At 69.1% G+C, this 19,321-nt stretch carries 16 protein-coding genes and 1 pseudogene; 10 read left to right on the forward strand and 7 right to left on the reverse strand.

Going from position 1 to position 19,321, the window contains the following annotated elements:
• Positions 1-51: 51 nt before the first annotated feature.
• The 5 genes from OHA10_RS25235 (at position 52) to OHA10_RS25255 (ending at position 5,290) form a co-directional block, all read left to right on the forward strand.
• Positions 52-1,386, forward strand: a complete 1,335-nt coding sequence (locus OHA10_RS25235) for a sensor histidine kinase (RefSeq protein WP_371401231.1) — start codon at positions 52-54, stop codon at positions 1,384-1,386.
• Positions 1,379-2,050 (forward strand): response regulator, encoded by a 672-nt coding sequence (locus OHA10_RS25240; RefSeq protein WP_371401232.1) that lies wholly within the window; start codon positions 1,379-1,381, stop codon positions 2,048-2,050. Before OHA10_RS25235 ends, OHA10_RS25240 begins: the two co-directional genes overlap by 8 nt.
• A 117-nt stretch (positions 2,051-2,167) precedes the next feature.
• Positions 2,168-3,049 (forward strand): ABC transporter ATP-binding protein, encoded by an 882-nt coding sequence (locus tag OHA10_RS25245; RefSeq protein ID WP_371401233.1) that lies wholly within the window; start codon positions 2,168-2,170, stop codon positions 3,047-3,049.
• Positions 3,046-4,212, forward strand: coding sequence for an ABC transporter permease (locus OHA10_RS25250; RefSeq protein ID WP_371401234.1), 1,167 nt, complete (start codon positions 3,046-3,048; stop codon positions 4,210-4,212). Before OHA10_RS25245 ends, OHA10_RS25250 begins: the two co-directional genes overlap by 4 nt.
• 109 nt (positions 4,213-4,321) lie before the next feature.
• A complete protein-coding gene (locus OHA10_RS25255) occupies positions 4,322-5,290 on the forward strand; it encodes a LysR family transcriptional regulator (RefSeq protein ID WP_371401235.1) in 969 nt (322 codons plus the stop codon).
• 3 nt (positions 5,291-5,293) lie between these two features.
• Here OHA10_RS25255 and OHA10_RS25260 read toward each other — a convergent pair whose 3' ends face one another.
• Positions 5,294-6,523 carry a hypothetical protein gene (locus tag OHA10_RS25260; RefSeq protein WP_371401236.1) on the reverse strand — a complete coding sequence of 410 codons (1,230 nt, stop codon included), beginning with the start codon at positions 6,521-6,523 and terminating at the stop codon, positions 5,294-5,296.
• Between the two features lie 109 nt (positions 6,524-6,632).
• On the opposite strand from OHA10_RS25260, the gene OHA10_RS25265 reads away from it, so the two are divergent.
• Positions 6,633-7,946 (forward strand): sulfatase-like hydrolase/transferase, encoded by a 1,314-nt coding sequence (locus OHA10_RS25265; protein WP_371401237.1) that lies wholly within the window; start codon positions 6,633-6,635, stop codon positions 7,944-7,946.
• Between the two features lie 5 nt (positions 7,947-7,951).
• Entirely contained in the window at positions 7,952-9,319 is a 1,368-nt protein-coding gene (locus OHA10_RS25270; protein ID WP_371401238.1) for a sulfatase, read from the forward strand.
• Between the two features lie 7 nt (positions 9,320-9,326).
• On the opposite strand, the gene lipB is transcribed toward OHA10_RS25270, so the two are convergent.
• Entirely contained in the window at positions 9,327-10,043 is a 717-nt protein-coding gene (lipB, locus tag OHA10_RS25275) for a lipoyl(octanoyl) transferase LipB (protein ID WP_371401239.1), read from the reverse strand.
• Between the two features lie 102 nt (positions 10,044-10,145).
• On the opposite strand from lipB, the pseudogene OHA10_RS25280 reads away from it, so the two are divergent.
• Positions 10,146-10,535 (forward strand): annotated as a pseudogene (locus OHA10_RS25280) (protein kinase); the annotation flags it as partial.
• A gap of 834 nt (positions 10,536-11,369) precedes the next feature.
• On the opposite strand, the gene OHA10_RS25285 reads toward OHA10_RS25280, so the two are convergent.
• From OHA10_RS25285 to lpdA, 4 genes are all read right to left on the reverse strand, one after another.
• A complete protein-coding gene (locus OHA10_RS25285) occupies positions 11,370-11,594 on the reverse strand; it encodes a hypothetical protein (protein ID WP_371408048.1) in 225 nt (74 codons plus the stop codon).
• An 836-nt stretch (positions 11,595-12,430) separates the two neighbouring features.
• Positions 12,431-13,318, reverse strand: a complete 888-nt coding sequence (locus OHA10_RS25290; protein WP_371401240.1) for a TIGR01777 family oxidoreductase — start codon at positions 13,316-13,318, stop codon at positions 12,431-12,433.
• A gap of 91 nt (positions 13,319-13,409) precedes the next feature.
• Positions 13,410-15,377 carry a 2-oxoglutarate dehydrogenase, E2 component, dihydrolipoamide succinyltransferase gene (gene sucB, locus OHA10_RS25295; RefSeq protein ID WP_371401241.1) on the reverse strand — a complete coding sequence of 656 codons (1,968 nt, stop codon included), beginning with the start codon at positions 15,375-15,377 and terminating at the stop codon, positions 13,410-13,412.
• Between the two features lie 162 nt (positions 15,378-15,539).
• Complete coding sequence (gene lpdA / locus OHA10_RS25300; RefSeq protein WP_371401242.1) at positions 15,540-16,919, reverse strand: dihydrolipoyl dehydrogenase; 1,380 nt, start codon at positions 16,917-16,919, stop codon at positions 15,540-15,542.
• 184 nt (positions 16,920-17,103) lie between these two features.
• Between lpdA and OHA10_RS25305 the strand changes: the two genes are divergently transcribed.
• Together OHA10_RS25305 and OHA10_RS25310 are read left to right on the forward strand one after the other, a co-directional pair.
• Entirely contained in the window at positions 17,104-17,418 is a 315-nt protein-coding gene (locus OHA10_RS25305) for a hypothetical protein (protein ID WP_371401243.1), read from the forward strand.
• Positions 17,415-17,744, forward strand: a complete 330-nt coding sequence (locus OHA10_RS25310) for a cupin domain-containing protein (RefSeq protein WP_371401244.1) — start codon at positions 17,415-17,417, stop codon at positions 17,742-17,744. Before OHA10_RS25305 ends, OHA10_RS25310 begins: the two co-directional genes overlap by 4 nt.
• On the opposite strand, the gene OHA10_RS25315 is transcribed toward OHA10_RS25310, so the two are convergent.
• On the reverse strand, positions 17,733-19,226 hold the full coding sequence (locus OHA10_RS25315) for a leucyl aminopeptidase (protein WP_371401245.1): 1,494 nt from the start codon (positions 19,224-19,226) through the stop codon (positions 17,733-17,735). The genes OHA10_RS25310 and OHA10_RS25315 overlap by 12 nt on opposite strands.
• Positions 19,227-19,321: the final 95 nt, after the last annotated feature.

A 19,321-nucleotide genomic window follows, 5' to 3' on the forward strand; every position in this document is an offset into this window, starting at 1 on the left:
CAAGGGTACGCGTACGGGCTAAGGGCCGTCCCACCCGTACGCTGATGAGCTATGTCCCCGAGTTCATGGACGCGGCCCGCGCCGACAGCCCGCGAGCAGCGGTACGACGTACTCCTGGGACTCGGGATGGCGCTGGCGTCCCTGCTCGGGACCGAGCTCACCCGCGGCGGCTCGCCGACCCATGTCAACCTCGGCATCGGCGGCGTCGAGCCGTACGTGCTGAGCGCGGCGATCGCGCTGCCGCTGTGCTTCCGGCGCCGGTGGCCGATCCCGGTGCTGCTGGTGGTCGCGGTGCTCTTCGTGGTGAACGGTGAGCGGGCGCTGTTCGCGTTCGGCGGCAACCTGGTCACGCAGTCGACGATGTTCATGGCGATCTATGCCGCGGTGGCCTGGTCCCGTGACCGCCGGTTGATGAAGGCTGCGGTCGCGGTCGTCTTCGTGGTCATGTTCGGCTGGCTGGCGATCAACTTCGTCAAGGCGCTGCAGAACAACTCGATCGAAGGCCCGAACCACGCGCTGTTCTCGCCGTACGTCTCGAATGTGGTGCTGGCCGTCGCGCTGAACGTCCTCTATTTCTTCGGCGCCTACTTCTGGGGCCGTACGGCGTGGGGCACTGCCCGGCAGCGCGCCGAGCTCGAACATCAGGCGACCGAGCTGGCTGCGCAGCAGGAGGCGAACTCGCGGCGCGCGGTCATCGACGAGCGGCTGCGGATCTCCCGGGAGCTCCACGACGTCGTCGCGCACCACATCAGCAGCATCGGCGTCCAGGCCGGGGGAGCCCGGCGGGTGATGGACACCGACCCGGACGCCGCGAAGAACGCGCTCAACGTGATCGAGGAGTCCAGCCGGAGCGCCGTGAACGAGATGCGCCAGCTGCTCGGCATGCTCCGCGCGGCGGATCCCGACGTCGATGTCGCCGCGCCGGATCCGAAGGCGCCACAGGCCGGCGCCGACCGGCTGCCGGCGCTGATCTCGGAGGTGAACGGCCAGGGTCTCGAGGTCGGCTTCCACCAGATCGGCGCGCCGGCCGAGCTGCCCAAGACCGTGTCGGTGTCGGTGTACCGGATCGCCCAGGAGGCGCTCGCGAACGTCCGGAAGCATTCGACGGCACGGAGTGCGCATCTCACGCTGCGTTATCTCGGCGACGCGGTAGAGCTCGAAGTACTCGACGACGGGCGTCCGAAGCACGCACCGGTCGGCAGCCGGCTCGGCCACGTCGGGATCCGGGAACGGGTCGGCCTGCTCGGCGGCGAGAGCGAGATCGGCCCGCGGCCCGTGGGAGGATTCCGGGTCCGGGTCCGGATCCCGCTGGACCATCCGCTGCTGGAGCAGCCGGTTCCGGACCGAACCCAGGATCGAACGCTGGCTGGAGGGCTGGATGACTGACCAGATGCGGGTCCTGCTGGTGGACGACCAGGACCTGGTCCGCGCCGGCTTCCGGATGATCCTGTCGGTCGAGCCGGAGATCGAGGTCGTCGGTGAGGCGTCCGACGGCGAGAAGGCGATCGAGCTGGCGCTGGCGCTGCGGCCGGACGTCGTACTGATGGACGTCCAGATGCCCGGTATGGACGGGATCACCGCGACCCAGCGGATCGTGTCGGAGGACGCGGGGAAGGTGGTCATCCTGACGACGTTCGACCGCGACGACTACCTCTTCGAGTCGCTCGGCGCCGGGGCCAGCGGGTTCCTGCTCAAGAACACCGCACCCGAGGACCTGGTCGAGGCGATCCAGATCGTCCACTCCGGCCACGCCCTCCTTGCGCCAGAGGTGACCCGCCGGGTGATCAGGCGCTTCACCGGCGGCGGCGAGCGCGTCTACCGTCCGGACCTCCTCGCCGAGCTGACCGAGCGCGAACGCGAGGTCCTCGGCCTGATCGCCCGCGGCCTCACCAACACCGAGATCGCCACCCAGCTCTTCGTCGGCGAGGCCACCGTCAAGACCCACGTCTCCCGCGTCCTCCTCAAACTAGGCCTCCGCGACCGCGTCCAAGCCGTCGTCTTCGCCTACGAGTGCGGCCTGGTCACCCCCGGGGACGACACCTCCGCCTAGCGGGTGACCCGTGCGATCACCCTCGCGGGCGACGTACCGGGAGGCATGTCCTCACTAGGTTTGTCAGTGTCGGGTGCACGCCCGGCCGGGGGCTGATCTGGATGGGAACGGTGACACATGCTGAGGGTGGCTGGGCTCACCCGGCGGTTCGGTGATCATCTGGCGTTGGACGACGTGACGTTTGACGTCGTACCTGGACGGATGACCGGCTTCGTCGGGGCCAACGGTGCCGGTAAGACGACGACGATGCGGATCATCCTCGGGGTGCTGGCCGCGAACGCCGGCGAGGTGTTCTGGAACGGCGAGCGGCTGACCCAGGAGATACGGCGCGACGTCGGGTACATGCCCGAGGAACGGGGGCTGTACCCGAAGATGAAGATCCGCGACCAGCTGGTGTTCTTCGGCCGGCTGCACGGGCTCGACCCGGAGAGAGCTTTGGAGCGGACCGACAAGCTGCTCGAACGGCTCGGGCTGGCCGAGCGGGCGACCGACGCGTTGGAGACGCTGTCGCTGGGCAACCAGCAGCGGGTACAGATCGCGGCCGCGCTGGTGCACGAGCCGATCGCACTGGTGCTCGACGAGCCGTTCAGCGGCCTCGACCCGCTCGCGGTCGACGCCATGGTGGACCTGCTCCGCGAGGAGGTCACGTCCGAGGTGCCGGTGCTGTTCTCCAGTCACCAGCTCGACCTGGTCGAGCGGCTGTGCGACGACCTCGTCGTACTGTCCCGCGGGAAGGTGGTGGCGGCCGGTTCGGTCGCGGAGCTGTCGGCGGGCTCGACGACGACGTACCGGCTGGTGGTCGACGGTGACGCCGGCTGGCTGCGCGATGTGCGCGGCATCGAGGTGCGTGACGTGGCCGGCGGTACGGCGCTGTTCGACGTACTGGATGCGGCCGTCGAGCAGAAGATTCTTCAGGAGGCGCTCAGCCGCGGACCGGTCCGTCAGTTCGGGCCGGAGCGGGTGGCGCTCAGCGACGTCTTCCGGGAGGCGACCCGATGAACGTGTTGGACAGGCCGTGGGCGCTGATCGCCGAGCGCGAGATCAGCACCAAGCTCCGGGACAAGACCTTCATCGGCTCGACCCTGGTGATGTTGTTCATCGTGATGGTCGCGGTGATCCTGCCGGCGATCCTCGCGGGCAAGGGCGGCGCGGACAAGATCGCGGTCATCGACGATGCTGCTGCCAAAGTCGTGCAGCAAGCATCGACGACGGCGGGCGGCGACGGCTATGAGGTGGTCCGCGCCACCGATCGGCCCGCCGCGGAGAAGCTCGTCACCGATGGTGATGCGAAGGCGGCGCTGGTGCCTGCGGCCGACGGTTATGTGGTGGTAGGCAAGGACAGCGTCGACTCGGGCATCGAGAGTGCGCTCCGCGAGGCGGCCGCGACGGTCGGGATGGAGGCGAACGCCTCGAAGGCGGGGCTTGGTCCTTCGGAGCTGCATGCCGGCACCAAGGTCGACGTACAGCTGCTGAAGCCCGGTCCGCTGCCGGACATCGTCTCGCAGTTCGTGAACATCGGGCTGGCGCTGGTGTTCTACATGACCGCGCTCGGCTTCGGCATGATGATCGCGCAGAGCGTCGTACAGGAGAAGGAGAGCCGGGTCGTCGAGATCCTGGCCGCCGCGGTGCCGATCCGGTCGCTGCTGTGGGGCAAGGTGCTCGGCAACACCGTCCTGGCGTTGTCGCAGATCGTGGTAATCGCGGCCGCATCGCTGATCGGGCTGCTGGCCACCGATCAGGCCGACATTCTCGAGGTGGTCGCGCCGGTGGCCGGGTGGTTCGTGGTGTTCTTCGTGCTCGGATTCGTGGCGCTGGCCGGGCTGTGGGCGGTGGCGGGGTCGCTGGCCACGCGGCAGGAGGACCTCGGCTCGACCACGCTGCCCGGGCAGATGATCCTGATGATCCCGTTCTTCTTCTCGGTGTTCGCGGGGTCGTCGGCGAAGACGGTGGCGTCATTCGTCCCGATCGCGTCGTCGATGTCGATGCCGGGCCGGATGCTGACCGAGGACGTGCCGCTCTGGCAGCCGCTGGTCGCGATCGCGCTGCTGCTCGGGGCGACCGTGCTGATCGTCCGGTTGGGCGCAAGGCTGTACGAGCGGACGCTGCTGCAGACGGGGCGTCGACTCGGGTACCGCGAGGCTCTGGCCCTGGAAACTTCGTAGCACATCGTCACAGCCGGGTCCGGCGTTACAGGTCCGGACCCGGCTGTGACGAAACCGCAATGTTAGGTACCTGTGTGCTGTGCCTACACCTGGACTACGGTCTCAACGCATGAACGTCGAGCTGCGCCACCTGCGGGTGGTGGTCCTGGTGGCAGAAGCGGGGTCCGTCGGACGGGCCGCCCGTTGGCTCAAGGTCAGCCAACCGAGCCTGACGGCGCAGCTGAAGCGGATCGAGGCGGCGTTCGGCGGCGAGCTGTTCGAACGCTCCCGCACCGGGGTCACCCCGACCCCGCTCGGCCGGTACGCCGTCGATCGCGCGCGAGCCATCCTGGTCGACGTCGACCACCTGTCCGCGACTGTGTCGGCGATGACCGCGGTCGAGTCGTCCGCGGTACGGCTCGGTGGATTCCCGACCGCGCCGATGTCCGGGATCGCGTCCCGGCTGCGGTCGCACGGCGAGATCGAGCAGGTCAGCATCGAGGTCGAGTGGTCGACCAGCGTGCTGTTGCAGCAGCTGGAGAGTGGGCGGCTGGACTTCGCGCTGCTGCGGGAGTTCCCGGGGTTCGAGCTGCGGCTGCCGGCGGGGGTCGAGTCGACCACGGTTGTGGAGTCGGAGTCGGCGTACGTCGCTCTGTCGGCGGACCACCCGGTCGCGGAGTCGACGCAGGCGCACGGCGAGGTCGAGCTGGCGTCGCTGTCCGACGAGGAGTGGATCGGGGAGCCGCCGGACGACAGCGGGTTCCATGTGCTGTTCCGGGCGGCTTGCGAGGCGGCCGGATTCCAGCCGAAGGTGGAGCATCACTCGGTCGACACGTCGGTGCTGATGGGGTTCGTGACGAGTGGTCAGGGTGTGGCGCTGATCTCACCGACGTCGTACCGGATGTTGTCGTCGGACGTCACGACGCGCACGTTGGTGGGCGATCCGATCCACCGGAAGCTGGTGCTCGCGTGGAGCACGGAGTCACCGCGGGCGCAGATGGCGGCGGATGTGCTGGGCATGGCCAGCGCGGCGTACGACGAGGCGATCACCGAGCATGCGCGGCGTGGAGCCCATCAGCAGCGCATGCACGTCGCCTGAGCCCTACGCCGGCTTGATCACCGGGCTCTCGAACGCCAGGTAGAACTCCCCGGTGTCCTCCGGGTCCTCCATCCGCTCCCGATACTGCGACCCCACCTGCTCCTTAGGAGCCACCGCCTTCTCACCCTCTGCCTGCCGCGCCTTCGGCTCCGCACCTGCAGGCTTCTGCGGCTCAACCGGCGCGGTCTCCTCGGCCGGCTTGGTCTGCGCGACCGGCGTCGGTTGCGTCTGTTCGCCCGAGTCGCCGTCCTCGTCCTCGGCCGACTTCGCCTCGGCCGACTTCGCCTCGGCTGCCGGCGTTGGCGCGACGGGCATCGCCTGGGTCTCCTCGACAGGCTCGGACTGTGCGGCCGGCGTCGCCTCCTCGGCCTTGGCCTCCGGTGCCTTCACCTCATCCGACTCGGCCTGAGCCGTGGGCATCGCCTGCGTCTCCTCGACCGGCTCGGCGTTGGCCGCCGGTGCCTCCTTTTCAACAGGTTCCTGGGCCTGCGGCGCCTCCACCTCGGCAGCGGGGGAGTCGTCCTCCTGGACCGCCGCAACGGCAACGGTCTCCTCGCCGACGTAGTTGCCCCGAGCATCAGCCTCCGGGAACTGCCGGGTCTGCTCGAACCCATCCCCATCACCAACCGGGAACTGTCGCGTCTGCTCATCCGCCTGGTTCCGCGGCTGCACCGGCTCGGGCTCGTCGAACAGATCGTCGTAGCGCGAGTGGCTCTCATACGCGACCGGCTCCGCATAGGTGCCCCCAGCAACCGGGTACACCGCCGCGACATCCGCCTCCTGCTGCGCCTGCGCCGCCTCCTGCTCGCGCTGCAGCCGCTCCTCCTCGGCCCGCACCCGCCGCCGCTTCTGCACACTGCGCACGATCAGCTGGATCCCGTACACCAGCGAGATCACCCCGAGGATCGGTACGACGCCGTTGAGCGTGTACTGCTTCGACCCGTCGATCATCCCGGTGGTGACGCCGGGGACGTCGTTCAGGAAGTTCGTGGTCCGGTTCGGGATCCAGAGCCAGCAGTAGACCTGCGTGCCGAAGGCCAGGAACGCCCCGAGCGCGGCGGCGCCGGAGAAGTACGACACCACGGCCCAGAAGACCAGCGCGCCGATGCCGAAGGCAAGCGCCAGCTCCTTCGCATTCAGCTCGATACCACCCGGGGCCGCGAGCACTCCGAAGACGGCCGGTCCGGCCAGAGCAACGGCTACGCCGAGCAAGAACCCAAGAAATTTGGCCACAACCCCAAGGTAGCGACGATCTGCCGTCACACCCTGCAGACACTTCGGTGCGTCACACCAGACACATCCGCCCCAAGCGCCCCGGCAATCGTTTGCCTAGGCTGTTCCCGTGGACCGTCCTCCGAACATCCTCGTAGTCCTGTCCGACGAGCACACCGCCGCCGCAGCCGGGTGGGCCGGCCATCCGCACGTCCAGACGCCGCATCTGGACCGCCTGGCCGCACAGGGCGTTTCGTTCGACCACGCGTACACCAACAGCCCGATGTGCGTCCCGTCCCGGCTCTCGCTGCTCTCCGGGCAGTACGTGCACCAGATCGGGGCCTGGGACAACGGCGTGATCCCCGGTCCGTCGTACCGCACTTGGGGTCACCATCTGCGCGAGGCCGGTTATGCCTCGGTCATCGCGGGCCGGACGCACTTCAACGGACCAGACCGCGTGCTGGGCTTCGACAAGCGCCTGACCGACGACCTGGACTTCTGGCTGGATCACAGTGGACGTCCACCCCGCCGTACGCCGGACTGGCGGCGCCCGTCCAACTCACCCGTCACCGAACAAGGCGCAGGCCACCACGTCCACACCCAGCACGACATCGCAGCGACCGACGCCGCGCTGGACTTCCTGCGTGCTCCTGGCGTCGACCCGTTCCTCCTGTACGTCGGGTACATGCACCCGCACTTCCCATTGGTCGCCCCACCGGAGTTCCGTGAGCTGTACGACGCTGCCGACGTCGAACTGCCTTCTGTCGCGGACGACCAGCACCCGGTGATCTCGTTGCTGCGACATGGCTTCCGCAACGACGAACCGCTGACAGAGGACCAGATCCGGGAGGCAACGGCCTGTTACTGGGCACTGATCAGTCACCTCGATCACCAGATCGGCCGGCTGCTGGCCGCCGTACCGGACGACACAGTGGTCATCTACACCAGCGACCACGGCGAAATGGCCGGGCACCACGGCATCTGGCAGAAGCAGTGCTTCTACGACCCCGCAGTACGCGTCCCGCTCCTACTACGCCACCCCGCGCTCCCTCCGGGCCGCACCGACGCCCACGTGAGCCTCGTCGACCTGTTGCCCACCCTCCGAGACATTGCCGGGCTGGCGTCCGATGCTTCTCTGCCGGGGCATTCGTTGCTCGATCCCACTGATCGCCCGGTGCTCTCGGAGTACCACGCCCAAGGCATGATCGACGGCGGGTTCATGCTGCAGTCGGGTCCCTGGAAGTACTGCTACTACGGTCCCGCCAATCCACCACAGGTTTTCGACCTCGCCAGCGACCCACTCGAGCAGCACGACCTCTCCGGAGACACAGTTCTGGTGCAACGCCTGGACGCCGAACTGAGACTGCTGCTCGACCCAGACGCGACCGATGAACGAGCCAAGTCCGACCAGGCCGCCCGCATGGCTGTCTCCACGAGAGGTTGAGCCCCATGTCCGCTCCGAACATTCTGCTGATCGTTTCCGACGACCACGGGTACGCCGACCGCGGCAGCCTCGGACTGCACCCCGACGTACACACGCCGTCCCTGGACCGCCTCGCCGCTGAGGGCGTGACCTGCACCGATGCGTATGTGACAGCGCCGATCTGCAGCCCGTCCCGCGCCGCCATCATCTCCGGGCAGTACCAGCAACGATGGGGCGGCCAATGGTTCGACTCGGCCTCCTTCCCGCCGGACGACGTACCGAGCCTGGCCGAGATCCTGCGCGACCAGGGCTACCGCACGGGGTACTTCGGCAAGGTGCACTACGGCCAGGAGGACGTGGGGGACAGGGCCTGCCCACCGCACCACGGCTTCGAGGAAACGCTCTACGGCCTGGCAGGGCAGTCGTTCGGCCGCCTGAACTACCTGCACCACTCGGACGACGCAATGACGTCGTACGGCCAGCCCGCAGCCCACCACATGGCCGTGCAACCGCTGCTGTCCGGCGACACTCCGGTCGAACACGAGGGTTTCCTGACGGCCGAGTTCGGACGCCGTGCAGCTGACTTCATGGGTACGGCGGACGAGCGCCCGTACTTCTGCATGGTCGCGTTCAACGCCGTACACAACTTCTGCTGGCAACTACCCGACTCCGAACTGGAGGCGCGCGGCCTGCCGCCGTTCCGCGACTGGTCCCCGGACACCGACGGCGGCTTCGCAGAGTGGTACGACGACGTGATCGTGCCGAACCTCCCGCACGGCCGCGAGTACTACCTCGCCCAACTCGAGCTCATGGACGCAGAGATCGGACGCCTGCTCGATGCGGCCGACGAGAACACCATCGTCGTGTACATCACCGACAACGGTGGCTCGACCTCCAACTTCGGCGACAACACGCCACTCCGCGGGACGAAGTACACGCTCTGGGACGGCGGCATCCGCATCCCGATGATCTGGCGCTGGCCGGACCGGTTGCCGGCAGGTCGCAGTACCGACGCCCTGGTCAGCACCATGGACCTGGTCCCCACTCTGGCGAGCGCGGCCGGCGCGACCGTCACCGAAACCGACGGCCTGGACATCCTCCCGACTCTCGCCGGCACTTCACCTGCGGCCCACGAAACCCTCCACTGGGACTGTGGCTTCCAATGGGCGGTGCGCTCGGGCTCGTGGAAACTCAGCTGGGTGGCGGACGACGCCAACACTCAGCACCTGAAGGACTACGAGCACGCTCCGATGGGCGACGGCTGGTCCCTGACAGACCTGTCTACCGACCTCTCCGAACAGACGAACCAGTACGCCGTGCGTCCGGACGTGGTCAGCCGCCTGCAGGACCTGCACACGACCTGGCGGGCCGAGGTGGGTCTGTCCTCCAGCTGACAATCGGTCAGACGGTCAGGCCGTACGTGATCGCCGTCGGGCCCTCGTCGGCGTGCTCGATGTCCGGGCTGCGCTCGTACTCTTCCCAGGCGAGGAGCTCGTCGAGGTGCCGGCGTACCGAATCCAGCACCTCGGTCACGGTCTTCTCGCGGCCGAGCTCCTTCGACAGCGTGGTCACGTCCGCATCCGAGATCCCGCACGGGACGATCCGGTCGAACCAGGCGAGATCGTTGTTGCAGTTCAGGGCGAATCCGTGCATCGTCACGCCCTGCGCGACGCGGATCCCGATCGCCGCGATCTTCCGCTCCCGGCCACGCTCGTCGGCCGCGACCCAGACACCGCTACGCCCCTTGACCCGCCCGGTCTTCACACCGAAGTCGGCGCAGACCGCGATCAACGCCTCTTCGAGTCGGCGCACGTAATCCACGACATACACATGTGAGGCCAGCTTCACGATCGGGTAGCCCACCAGCTGTCCCGGACCGTGCCAGGTGATCTTCCCGCCGCGGTCGACGTCGACCACCGGCGTGCCGTCGAACGGACGCTCCTGCGGCTCGGTGCGCTTGCCGGCCGTGTACACCGGCGGGTGCTCGAGCAGGATCACCGTGTCCGAACCGGTGCCCTCAGCAACCTCCGCATGCAGCCGTCGCTGCTCCGCCCACGCGGTCTCGTAGTCCACCGCGTCGGCGCCGAAGCCTGCTTCCACATACCTGATAGCCCTCACCCGATCGAGTGTAAGCGGCCTGCCGTAGCGCTCCGCCGAAGCCCCCTACCGCCTGTGGATAACTTCGACGGCGGTTGTCGCGATCGGTGCATCCTCTTGGGCATGGACCTCGCCGACTTCACCGGGTACAGCCTGCGCCGGCAGCTCGGGTCCGGACCGGCCGGCACCGTCTGGCAGGTGCGGGACCGGACGACGGGCCGCAACGCCGTACTCAAACAGATCCCGCTCAACGCCGTATCCGACCTGAGGAGACTCCGTGAAGACCTGAGCATGCTCACCCGCGTCCGCCACCCGCACATCGCCCGCGTGACGAAGTTCCGCGAAACCGAAACAGACCTGATCGTCATCAGCCAGTACGTCCCCGCCGGCACCCTAGCCAGCCTCCTGACCCGCCGCGGCCCGTTGTCACGCGGTGAGCTCGTAACCCTCCTCGTCCCACTCGCCGAAGCTGTCGCCTTCCTCCACCGCTCCCACCTGACCCACGGCGCCATAACCCTGCACAACGTCCTCCTGGACGCCGACGGCCGCCCAGTCCTGACCGACGCCACCCTCCACCCCGCCCCACCCTCCGCCGACCTCAACGCCCTAACCACCCTGTCCCACCAGGCAGGCGCAGATCCCACCGTCTTCACCCCCACCCTCTTCACCAAATCCCCACCCCACCACCTCCTCTCCCTAGCCACCCCTCTCCCCATAGACCTAGCCGTCCCCGACCCCCCAACCACGTCCGCCCCCACACTCACGACCGCCGCCCGAGCAACCACGACGACCGCCCCGGCAACCACGGCGGATACAACCGCGGCGGTCCCACCGGCGACACCTGGCGTCCTGCCTGTCACGCCTGCCAACCCGCCGGTGCCGCCAGGTTCCACGGCTGGTGCGAGTGAGTTTGTGGCGAGTGCTGGCGACCACGGCGAGCCGCGCCACCGCGATCTGACCGCGGCGCCGATTGGCGCTCCGGATGATCAGGCGGCGATCCGCCCTCTCGCGTCCGCCGGCCCCGATCTGTCCGCTCTCCTCAGCGCCCCACGTCCGAAGACCTCCGACGACACTCCAGGCGACGACGACCCGATCGCCCTCTCCCGCGGCCCTCTGTCTGCCCCTCCACCCAAGCCACCCACAGCCCCGCCACCCCCTCCCTCTCGCCCCGACCAGTCCCCAACCTCCACCGGAGCCTCAAAACCCAGCCGCCCCAGACCCCGCACCCGTTCCCGCCGAGGCCGCACCCTCAGACGCGTCCTACCCCCACCCCACAACCGCACCGCAATCGCCGCCTGCGACCTCCAGCACCCGCCGTACGACGCCCTCACCGCAACTGCCGGTCGGCTACTGCGCCGCCCGCCGAACGAGGCCCTCACCGCAGCCGTCGGACGCATACTGCGCCGCCCGTCGCACGGCACCCTCGCCGCAGCCGTCGGACGCGCACTGCGGCGCCTGCCGTACGGCACTCTCGTCGCAGTTGGTCTGGGTGCTGTCGTCGTGCTTGCAGTCGGTGTGCTCACGTTCCGAACCCTGGGCGCACCTTCGATCGCTCAGGCCGGCCCAACCCATCCGCAGTCAACGCACCCTCAGGCCGCGCAGGCGGCCTGCGCTGGGCCGCAGTCTCCGCACCCAACCTGCGCTCAGCCGCCGTCCATCCAGCCGAGCCTCTCAGGCCCACAATCCACCGACCCGACCGGAGGGCAGTCCCAGCCCACCCAGGTGCAACCGACTCCCGCGCATCCGACCGACCCAAGGTCGGCCGGCGTGCAACCGACCGGCGTGCAATCGGCGAGCTCCGAGCAGACCGCAACTCCTGCCAGGCCCACGACCGCGCGGCGGACTTCTCCCTCGCTGTCGAGTTCTCCGGGGCAACCCAAGACGCACCCAGCGGAGGGTCGACCTACGGGCGCGACCGGACAGCCTGAGTCGAGTAGCGCAGCGAGCGCCGACCCGGTTGCCTGGACGAGGACCCTTCAAGCGCTCGACGCCCAGCGGGCTCAAGCGTTCTGGACGCTCGACCTAGGCGCCCTCGACCGCATCTACGTTCCAGGCAGCTCACCCTGGCGAGCCGACCACGCGCTCCTGTCCAGCTACCGCGAGCAGCAGATCCGAGTCGAAGGTCTCCGGGTCCAGATCGACAACTCCACGATCGCCCGACGCACCCCGACCACGATCACCCTCAAGACGACCGACCACCTAGCCGCCGGCCAAGCAGTCGACCGATCCGGAACCAAGACCCCACTCCCGCCCGGAAGCCCCACGACCAAGCTCATCACCCTGACAACCAGCCCAACCACCAAGACCTGGCGCATCACCGCGATCACCCAAGCCTGACCCGACACACCCACGACGGCTGGTGTCGGAAGCCTCCGGTAAGCAACAAGAGGAGGCCCGTCGCAGGTTGGTCAGGCGAGCGCAGCGGAGAGGGCGGTGGTGACCGTCGGGTGGTGGAACGGGAACCCAGCAGATTGGAGGCGAGTAGGCAGCGCGCGCTTACTCCCCAGCAGCTCCCACGCGAACTCGCCCAAGGCCGCCTTCATCAGGAACGCAGGCACCGGCACGAACGCCGGCCGGTTGAGCGCAGTCGCGAGAGCCGCGGTGAATTCGGTGTTGGTGGCTGGGGTCGGAAGCGCGACATTCACCGGGCCGCTGATCGTCTCGTTCTCGGCGACGAAGCGGACGGCTCGGATCCAGTCGGTCAGGGACACGACGGGGAAGTACTGGTCGCCCGAGCCAAGGCGCCCGCCGAGACCCACACGGAACGGAAGAGAAAGGAGCTGGAACGCAGGAGCCTTGCGATCAAGTACGACGCCGGTCCGCAGCGCAGCCACCCGGCTGCCGGCCGCACGCGCGGGATCGAGCGCGCCCTCCCACAGACGCACGACGTCGGAGAGGAAACCCTCGCCGAGTTCGGAGTCCTCGGTGAGGATGCGGTCGCCGAGGTCCGTCCCGTAGCCGCCGACCCCGCTCTGCGTGATCACAACCGGATGCCGATCCAGCTGTGATGCCGCAGTAGCCAGAGTCGACGTCGTGCTGACGCGGCTCTCGCGGATCGTGTTGCGGTACGTCGGGGTCCACGGGCGGCCGATGTTCGCGCCGGCCAGGTTGACGAGGACGTCGGGATCGCCGAGGGCGGCCGGATCGAGTTCACCGGCGGCCGGGTCCCAGCGGATCTCGTCAGGTGTCGACGGCGTACGGCGTACCAGTCGGAGGACCTGGTGGCCGTCGGCAACCAGGTCGCGGGCAAGGGCCTTGCCGAGGAAGCCGGACGCTCCGGCCAGCACGTACTTCATCCCGCTTTGCTCCTTGTCGGTTCACTGAACACAGAAGCGCCGGTGCCCGTCTCCGCGGAGACAATGCACCGGCGCCTGTTGTCCGATCGGATCAGACGTCGAACTGGGCCTCTTCGAGGCGCTTCTTGACCGCGGTCAGATAGCGGGCCGCGTCGGCGCCGTCGACCAGACGGTGGTCGTAGGTCAGCGCCAGGTACACCATCTGCCGGATCGCGATCGTCTCGCCGAGTTCCGGGTGGGTGATGACGACCGGACGCTTCACGACGGCACCGGTCCCGAGCATGCCGACCTGCGGCTGGTTCAGGATCGGGGTGTCGAACAGCGCGCCCCGGCTGCCGGTGTTGGTGATGGTGAACGTGCCGCCCGCCATCTCGTCCGGCAGCACCTTGTTGTTGCGGGTGCGGTCGGCGAGGTCGGCGATCTTCTTCGCCAGGCCGGCGATGTTCAGGTCACCCGCGTTGTGTACGACGGGGACCATCAGGCCGCGCTCCACATCTACCGCGATGCCCAGGTGCTCGGCGGCGTGGTAGGTGATCTCGCCCTTCTCCTCGTCGATCGACGCGTTCAGCTTCGGGTACTGCTTCAGTGCGTCGACCGCGGCGAGAGCGAAGAACGGCAGGAACGACAGCTTCGTGCCCTCGCGGGCCTCGAACTCCGCCTTCTTCGCGTTGCGCAGCTTGGCGATCTCGGTGACGTCGACCTCGACCACGGTGGTCAGCTGCGCCGAGACCTTCAGCGAGTTGACCATGTGGGCCGCGATCGCCTTGCGGATCCGGCTCATCTTCTCGGTGGTGCCGCGCAGCGGGCTGATCGTCGCAGCCTGTGCGGGAGCCGCGGCCGGAGCAGCAGCCTGGGCGGCCGGAGCTGCGGCGGCAGCCTTCTTGGCCTCGGCGGCGGCGATCACGTCCTGCTTGCGGATCCGGCCGCCGACGCCGGTGCCCTGTACGGCGTTGAGGTCGACTTGGTGCTCAGCGGCGAGCTTGCGGACCAGGGGAGTGACGTAGTTCGGACCGTCGGTCGCGGCACCGTTCGGAGACGGAGCAGCTGCGGCCGGTGCCTGAGCGGCGGGCGCCTGAGCGGCGGGTGCCTGAGCAGCTGGAGCCTGAGCGGCTGGAGCCTGCGCGGGAGCAGCCTGCGGCGCCGGGGCAGCTGCGGCCGGAGCAGCAGCGGGGGCGGCGGCCGGGGCAGGAGTCGGCGCAGCGGCGGGTGCCTGAGCAGCCGGAGCCTGGGCGGGAGCAGCCTGCGGGGCCGGGGCCGAGGCGGCCGGGGCAGGTGCCTGGGCAGCCGGTGCCTGGGCGGCCGGTGCGGACGCGGGGGCCGGAGCGGACTGGGCGGGAGCGGCGTCGCCGGAGCCGACGATGGCGAGCTCGGCGCCGACCTCTACGGTCTCGTCCTCGGCGACCTTGATCTCGAGGAGCTTGCCGGCGATCGGGGACGGGATCTCGGTGTCGACCTTGTCGGTGGAGACCTCGAGCAGCGGCTCGTCGACGGCGACGTCGTCACCGACCTGCTTGAGCCAGCGGGTGACGGTGCCCTCGGTGACGCTTTCGCCCAGCGCCGGCAGCGTGACCGGAGTACCGGAACCGCCCGACGGCGCAGCGGCCGGGGCTTCCTGCGCAGCGGCGGGGGCCTGCTGCTCGGCGGCCGGCTGCTCCTGAGCGGGCGCGGCCTGAGCGGGCGCGGCCTGAGCGGGCGCGGCCTCAGCCGGAGCGGCCTCCGCAGCCGGCTGCTCGGCGGGCGCGGCGGCCGGGGCTTCCTGCGCCGGGGCCTCCTGGGCCGGTGCTTCCTGGGCCGGGGCGGCCGGGGTCGAGGAGGCTTCGCCGGCGTCGCCGATGACGGCGAGTTCGGCGCCGACCTCGACGGTCTCGTCCTCGGCGGCCTTGATCTCGAGCAGGGTGCCGGCCACCGGCGACGGGATCTCGGTGTCGACCTTGTCGGTCGAGACCTCCAGCAGGGGCTCGTCGACGGCAACCGTGTCGCCGACCTGCTTGAGCCAGCGGGTGACGGTTCCTTCGGTGACGCTCTCCCCGAGGGCCGGCAGGGATACAGAGGTCGGCATGACGGTCGTTGCTCCTTCGTCTGATCGGTCGAGTGTCAGCCTACGGTGCCGCCGGAGCGAGCGAGATCCGGGTTACGGGCCTCGCACGCTCCCACGGCTCAAACCTACTGGGACAGTCCAGACCGCAGTCCAGACCGCAGTCCAGACCACGGTCCGGACAGCTCAGTCATGGAAGTGCAAAGGTTTCCCCGCGAGCGCCAGATGCGCCTCGCCGAGGGCCTCGTTCTGGGTCGGGTGCGCGTGGACCAGCGGCGCGACATCGGCCGGGTACGCCTCCCAGTTGTAGATCAGCTGCGCCTCGCCGATCAGCTCGCCGACACGCGACCCGACCATGTGCAGGCCGACGACCGCGCCGTCCTTCGCCCGGACCAGCTTCACGAAGCCGGACGTCTTCAGGATCTGCGACTTGCCGTTGCCGCCGAGGTTGTAGTTGAGGATCTCCACCTCGCCGTAGCGAGCCCGGGCCTGCTCCTCGGTCAGTCCGACCGACGCGACCTCCGGCTCGGAGTACGTCACCCGCGGGATGCCGGCCTCGTCGATCGGCGTCGGCGCCAGGCCCGCGAGGTGCTCGGCGACGAAGATGCCCTGCTGGAACCCGCGGTGCGCGAGCTGCAGCCCCGGCACGATGTCGCCGACCGCGTACACGCCCGGCACGCTCGTCTGCAGCGTCGGGTCGACGGTCACGAACCCGCGGTCGAGCGCGACCCCGACCTCTTCACACCCGAGCCCGGTCGTGTTCGGTCCGCGGCCGACGGCGACGAGCAGTACCTCGGCCTCGATCACCTCACCGCCCGCGACAGTCACCCGTACGCCGGAATCGGTCACCTCGACCGACTCGAACGGCGTACCGGTCTTGAAGGCGATCTTCCGCTTCCGGAACGCCCGCTCGAGCGTCTTCGAGCAGTCCGCGTCCTCGGCCGGGACCAGCCGCGGCAGCGCCTCGACGATCGTCACGCGAGTACCGAACGAGGTCCACGCCGACGCGAACTCGACCCCGATCACGCCTCCGCCCAGCACGACGGCCGACTCCGGGACCCGGTCGAGCGTCAGCGCGTGCTCGCTCGCGATCACCCGGTGCCCGTCGATCTCCAGACCGGGAAGCGAACGAGAGTAGGAGCCGGAGGCAAGGATCACGTTGCGGCCGGTGTACGTCGTGTCGCCGACCTGGACCGTGGTGGGGGAAGTGAGCCGCCCCTCGCCCTCGACGACCGTGATGCCGCGCGCCTTCAGCTGACCCTGCAGACCCTTGAAGAGCCGGTCGACCACGCCGTCCTTGTACTTGTTCACGCCGCCCATGTCGACGCCCTCGAGCGTCGTCTGGACGCCGAACTGCTCGCCCTCGCGGGCCGAGTCGGCGACCTCCGCCGCGTGCAGCAGCGCCTTGGTCGGGATGCATCCGCGATGCAGACAGGTCCCGCCGACCTTGTCCTTCTCCACCAGCGCCACGGACATGCCGAGCGTCGCCGCACGCAGTCCGGCGGCGTAGCCACCGCTGCCGCCGCCGAGAATCACCAGGTCGTACGTCGTGCCACTGTCAGTCACAGGTTCCTCCGTGAGTCAGGTCCAAGGCAGGCGGTCCCGGATCGCGGTTCCGGCCCGGCGCAATCTTGTCACCGATCCGGCCCCGATCCACGCCGGGCCGCCCCGTGCCGGGCAGGTCGCTACTACCCGCAACCGTTATCCAGGATTTCGGCCATGACTTGCACACATAGTGGACACTTACCTCATGAAGTGGTTCGGTCGCCGGCAGAAGGCCGGAACGATGCGCCGGGCGGACACTCCGGACCAGGCGCACCTGAGGGAGTTCGTCCAGACCCGCCAGGGAGTCGAGGGATTCGTCGAGCCGCGGACCGCGGTGACGGAGTACACCCTGCTCCTGGTGGCCATCGACGGCGAGTGGACCCGCCGCCGGGTCCCGTCGGTGCAGTGGGCGCACAACTTCGCGAACAAGCTCGGCATCCCGTCGTACGACGCGGCCGTGGTCGGGTACCCGCCCCGGATGCGCGAGTACAACGCCCGGATGAAGAAGAACGGTCGGTGAAGGAAGAGCGCGAGTTCTTCCCGACCGGTGAGCTCGCCTGGACCGATGCCGGCAACGGGATCTCCGAGCGGGTGCTGAGCCGCGCCCCGGACGGAACGCTGACCAGGCTGGCCCGCTGGGCACCGGACACGCTGTCAGGCGACGAAATCATCCGTCACGAATACGTCGAAGAGGTCTATCTGCTCGAGGGTGAGCTCACCGATCTCACCCTCGAGCAGACGTTCCGGCCCGGCGACTACGCCTGCCGGCCGCCGGGGATGCAGCACGGTCCCTATCGAACGGAGACCGGCTGCACCATGCTGGAGATTCGCTACTCAGCTCGCTGAGGCGGCCAGCTCGACCAGCGTGCGGACCGCGTAACCGGTGCCGCCGTTCGGGATGTAGCCGGACGCGCCGCCGTCGTTGAACGCCGGGCCGGCCACGTCGAGGTGGACCCAGTCGATGCCCTCGGCAACGAAGTCGCCGAGGAAGGCAGCCGCCGCCAGCGCACCGCCCCAGGCCTCGCCGGTGATGTTGGCCAGATCCGCGACCTTCGAGTGCGACTTCAGCTTGTCGAGCATCTCGGCCGGGATCGGCAGCGGCCACATCGACTCACCGGCGGCGATCGCCGCGTCGACCACTCGGTCGCGCGCGGTGTCGGTGTTCGCGAACGCGCCGGCCACCTTGGTGCCCAGGGCAACGACACACGCGCCGGTCAGCGTCGCCACGTCGACGATCAGGTCGGGCTGGTCCTCCGACGCCCGCACCAGCGCGTCGCCGAGCACGAGCCGGCCCTCGGCGTCGGTGTTCAGCACCTCGACGGTCTTGCCGCCGTACATCGTCAGTACGTCGGACGGCCGCGCCGCCGAGCCGGACGGCATGTTCTCGGCCATCGCGGCGTACGTCGTCACCTGCACCGGCAGACCGAGTCGCGCGATGGCGAGTGTCGCGCCGATGACCGCGGCCGCACCGGCCATGTCGGACTTCATGCTGACCATGCCGGTCGACGTCTTCAGCGACAGGCCGCCGGAGTCGAAGGTGATGCCCTTGCCGACGAAGGCCAGGTGCGTGACGGGCTTGCGCGGGGTGTAGCTCAGCCGGACCAGCCGCGGCGGGTTGGTCGAGCCCTGGCCGACGCCGAGGATGCCGCCGTACCCGCCCTTGGCGAGCGCCTTCTCATCGAGCACCTCGACCTTGACGCCGTACTCCTTGCCGAGCTTGACCGCGTCGGCGGCGAACTCGACCGGGTGCAGGTCCGACGGCGGGGTGTTGACCCAGTCGCGCACCTGGGCGACGGCGTCCGCGGTCACCTCGGCGCGCTCGAGCGCGGCCTTGGCCTCCTTGTTGCGGGCCAGCTCGGTGAGCAGCGTCAGGTTGCCCGGCGCTTCGGAGCTGTCCGACGACTTGTACGCCGTGAACGCGTAGCGGCCCATCAACGCGCCCTCGGCCACCGCGCGGATGCACTCGGCATCAGGCATCGGCAGGGCGAATGCGACCGACTGGGAAATCTTGGCGGCACGGACACCCGTGCCCGCCGCGGTGCGCAGGTCCTCGGTCTTCAGCGAGCCGTCCGGGGCCGCGCCGAGGCCGACCGCGATCAGCGTCGCCGACTTGCCCGGCTTCGGCCCGGGCACCTTGGTCACCTCCCCGGCCTTGCCGGTGGCGCCGAGGCCGGACAGCACCTCCACCAGCTTCCCGCCGTACGCGGCGTTCAGCGACTCGGTGCCGGCCGGCAGGGTGACGCCGCCGCCGAGTTTGACCACGCCGATGACCACGGCGTCGGTCTTGACGCCGGCGGCATCGGACTTGCTCAGGGTGATGGTGGTCACGAAATCCTCAGTCCTCCTTGACCGGCGACTCAGATGGCCGGTCGTGACGGTACGTGCAAGCTGCCTGAGCATGCTACGCGTCGGGTAAGTTCCGC

This window comes from Kribbella sp. NBC_00662, from assembly GCF_041430295.1.
Taxonomy (GTDB): Bacteria; Actinomycetota; Actinomycetes; order Propionibacteriales; family Kribbellaceae; genus Kribbella.

What these genes read in the sequence shown, in the direction of transcription:
- OHA10_RS25235 (WP_371401231.1), top strand. Translation starts at nt 52, where the DNA reads ATGTCCCCGAGTTCATGGACGCGGCCCGCGCCGACAGCCCGCGAGCAG.
- OHA10_RS25240 (WP_371401232.1), top strand. Translation starts at nt 1,379, where the DNA reads ATGACTGACCAGATGCGGGTCCTGCTGGTGGACGACCAGGACCTGGTC.
- OHA10_RS25245 (WP_371401233.1), top strand. Translation starts at nt 2,168, where the DNA reads ATGCTGAGGGTGGCTGGGCTCACCCGGCGGTTCGGTGATCATCTGGCG.
- OHA10_RS25250 (WP_371401234.1), top strand. Translation starts at nt 3,046, where the DNA reads ATGAACGTGTTGGACAGGCCGTGGGCGCTGATCGCCGAGCGCGAGATC.
- OHA10_RS25255 (WP_371401235.1), top strand. Translation starts at nt 4,322, where the DNA reads ATGAACGTCGAGCTGCGCCACCTGCGGGTGGTGGTCCTGGTGGCAGAA.
- OHA10_RS25270 (WP_371401238.1), top strand. Translation starts at nt 7,952, where the DNA reads ATGTCCGCTCCGAACATTCTGCTGATCGTTTCCGACGACCACGGGTAC.
- OHA10_RS25285 (WP_371408048.1), bottom strand. Translation starts at nt 11,594, where the DNA reads ATGGGTTGGGCCGGCCTGAGCGATCGAAGGTGCGCCCAGGGTTCGGAA.
- OHA10_RS25290 (WP_371401240.1), bottom strand. Translation starts at nt 13,318, where the DNA reads ATGAAGTACGTGCTGGCCGGAGCGTCCGGCTTCCTCGGCAAGGCCCTT.
- sucB (WP_371401241.1), bottom strand. Translation starts at nt 15,377, where the DNA reads ATGCCGACCTCTGTATCCCTGCCGGCCCTCGGGGAGAGCGTCACCGAA.
- OHA10_RS25305 (WP_371401243.1), top strand. Translation starts at nt 17,104, where the DNA reads ATGAAGTGGTTCGGTCGCCGGCAGAAGGCCGGAACGATGCGCCGGGCG.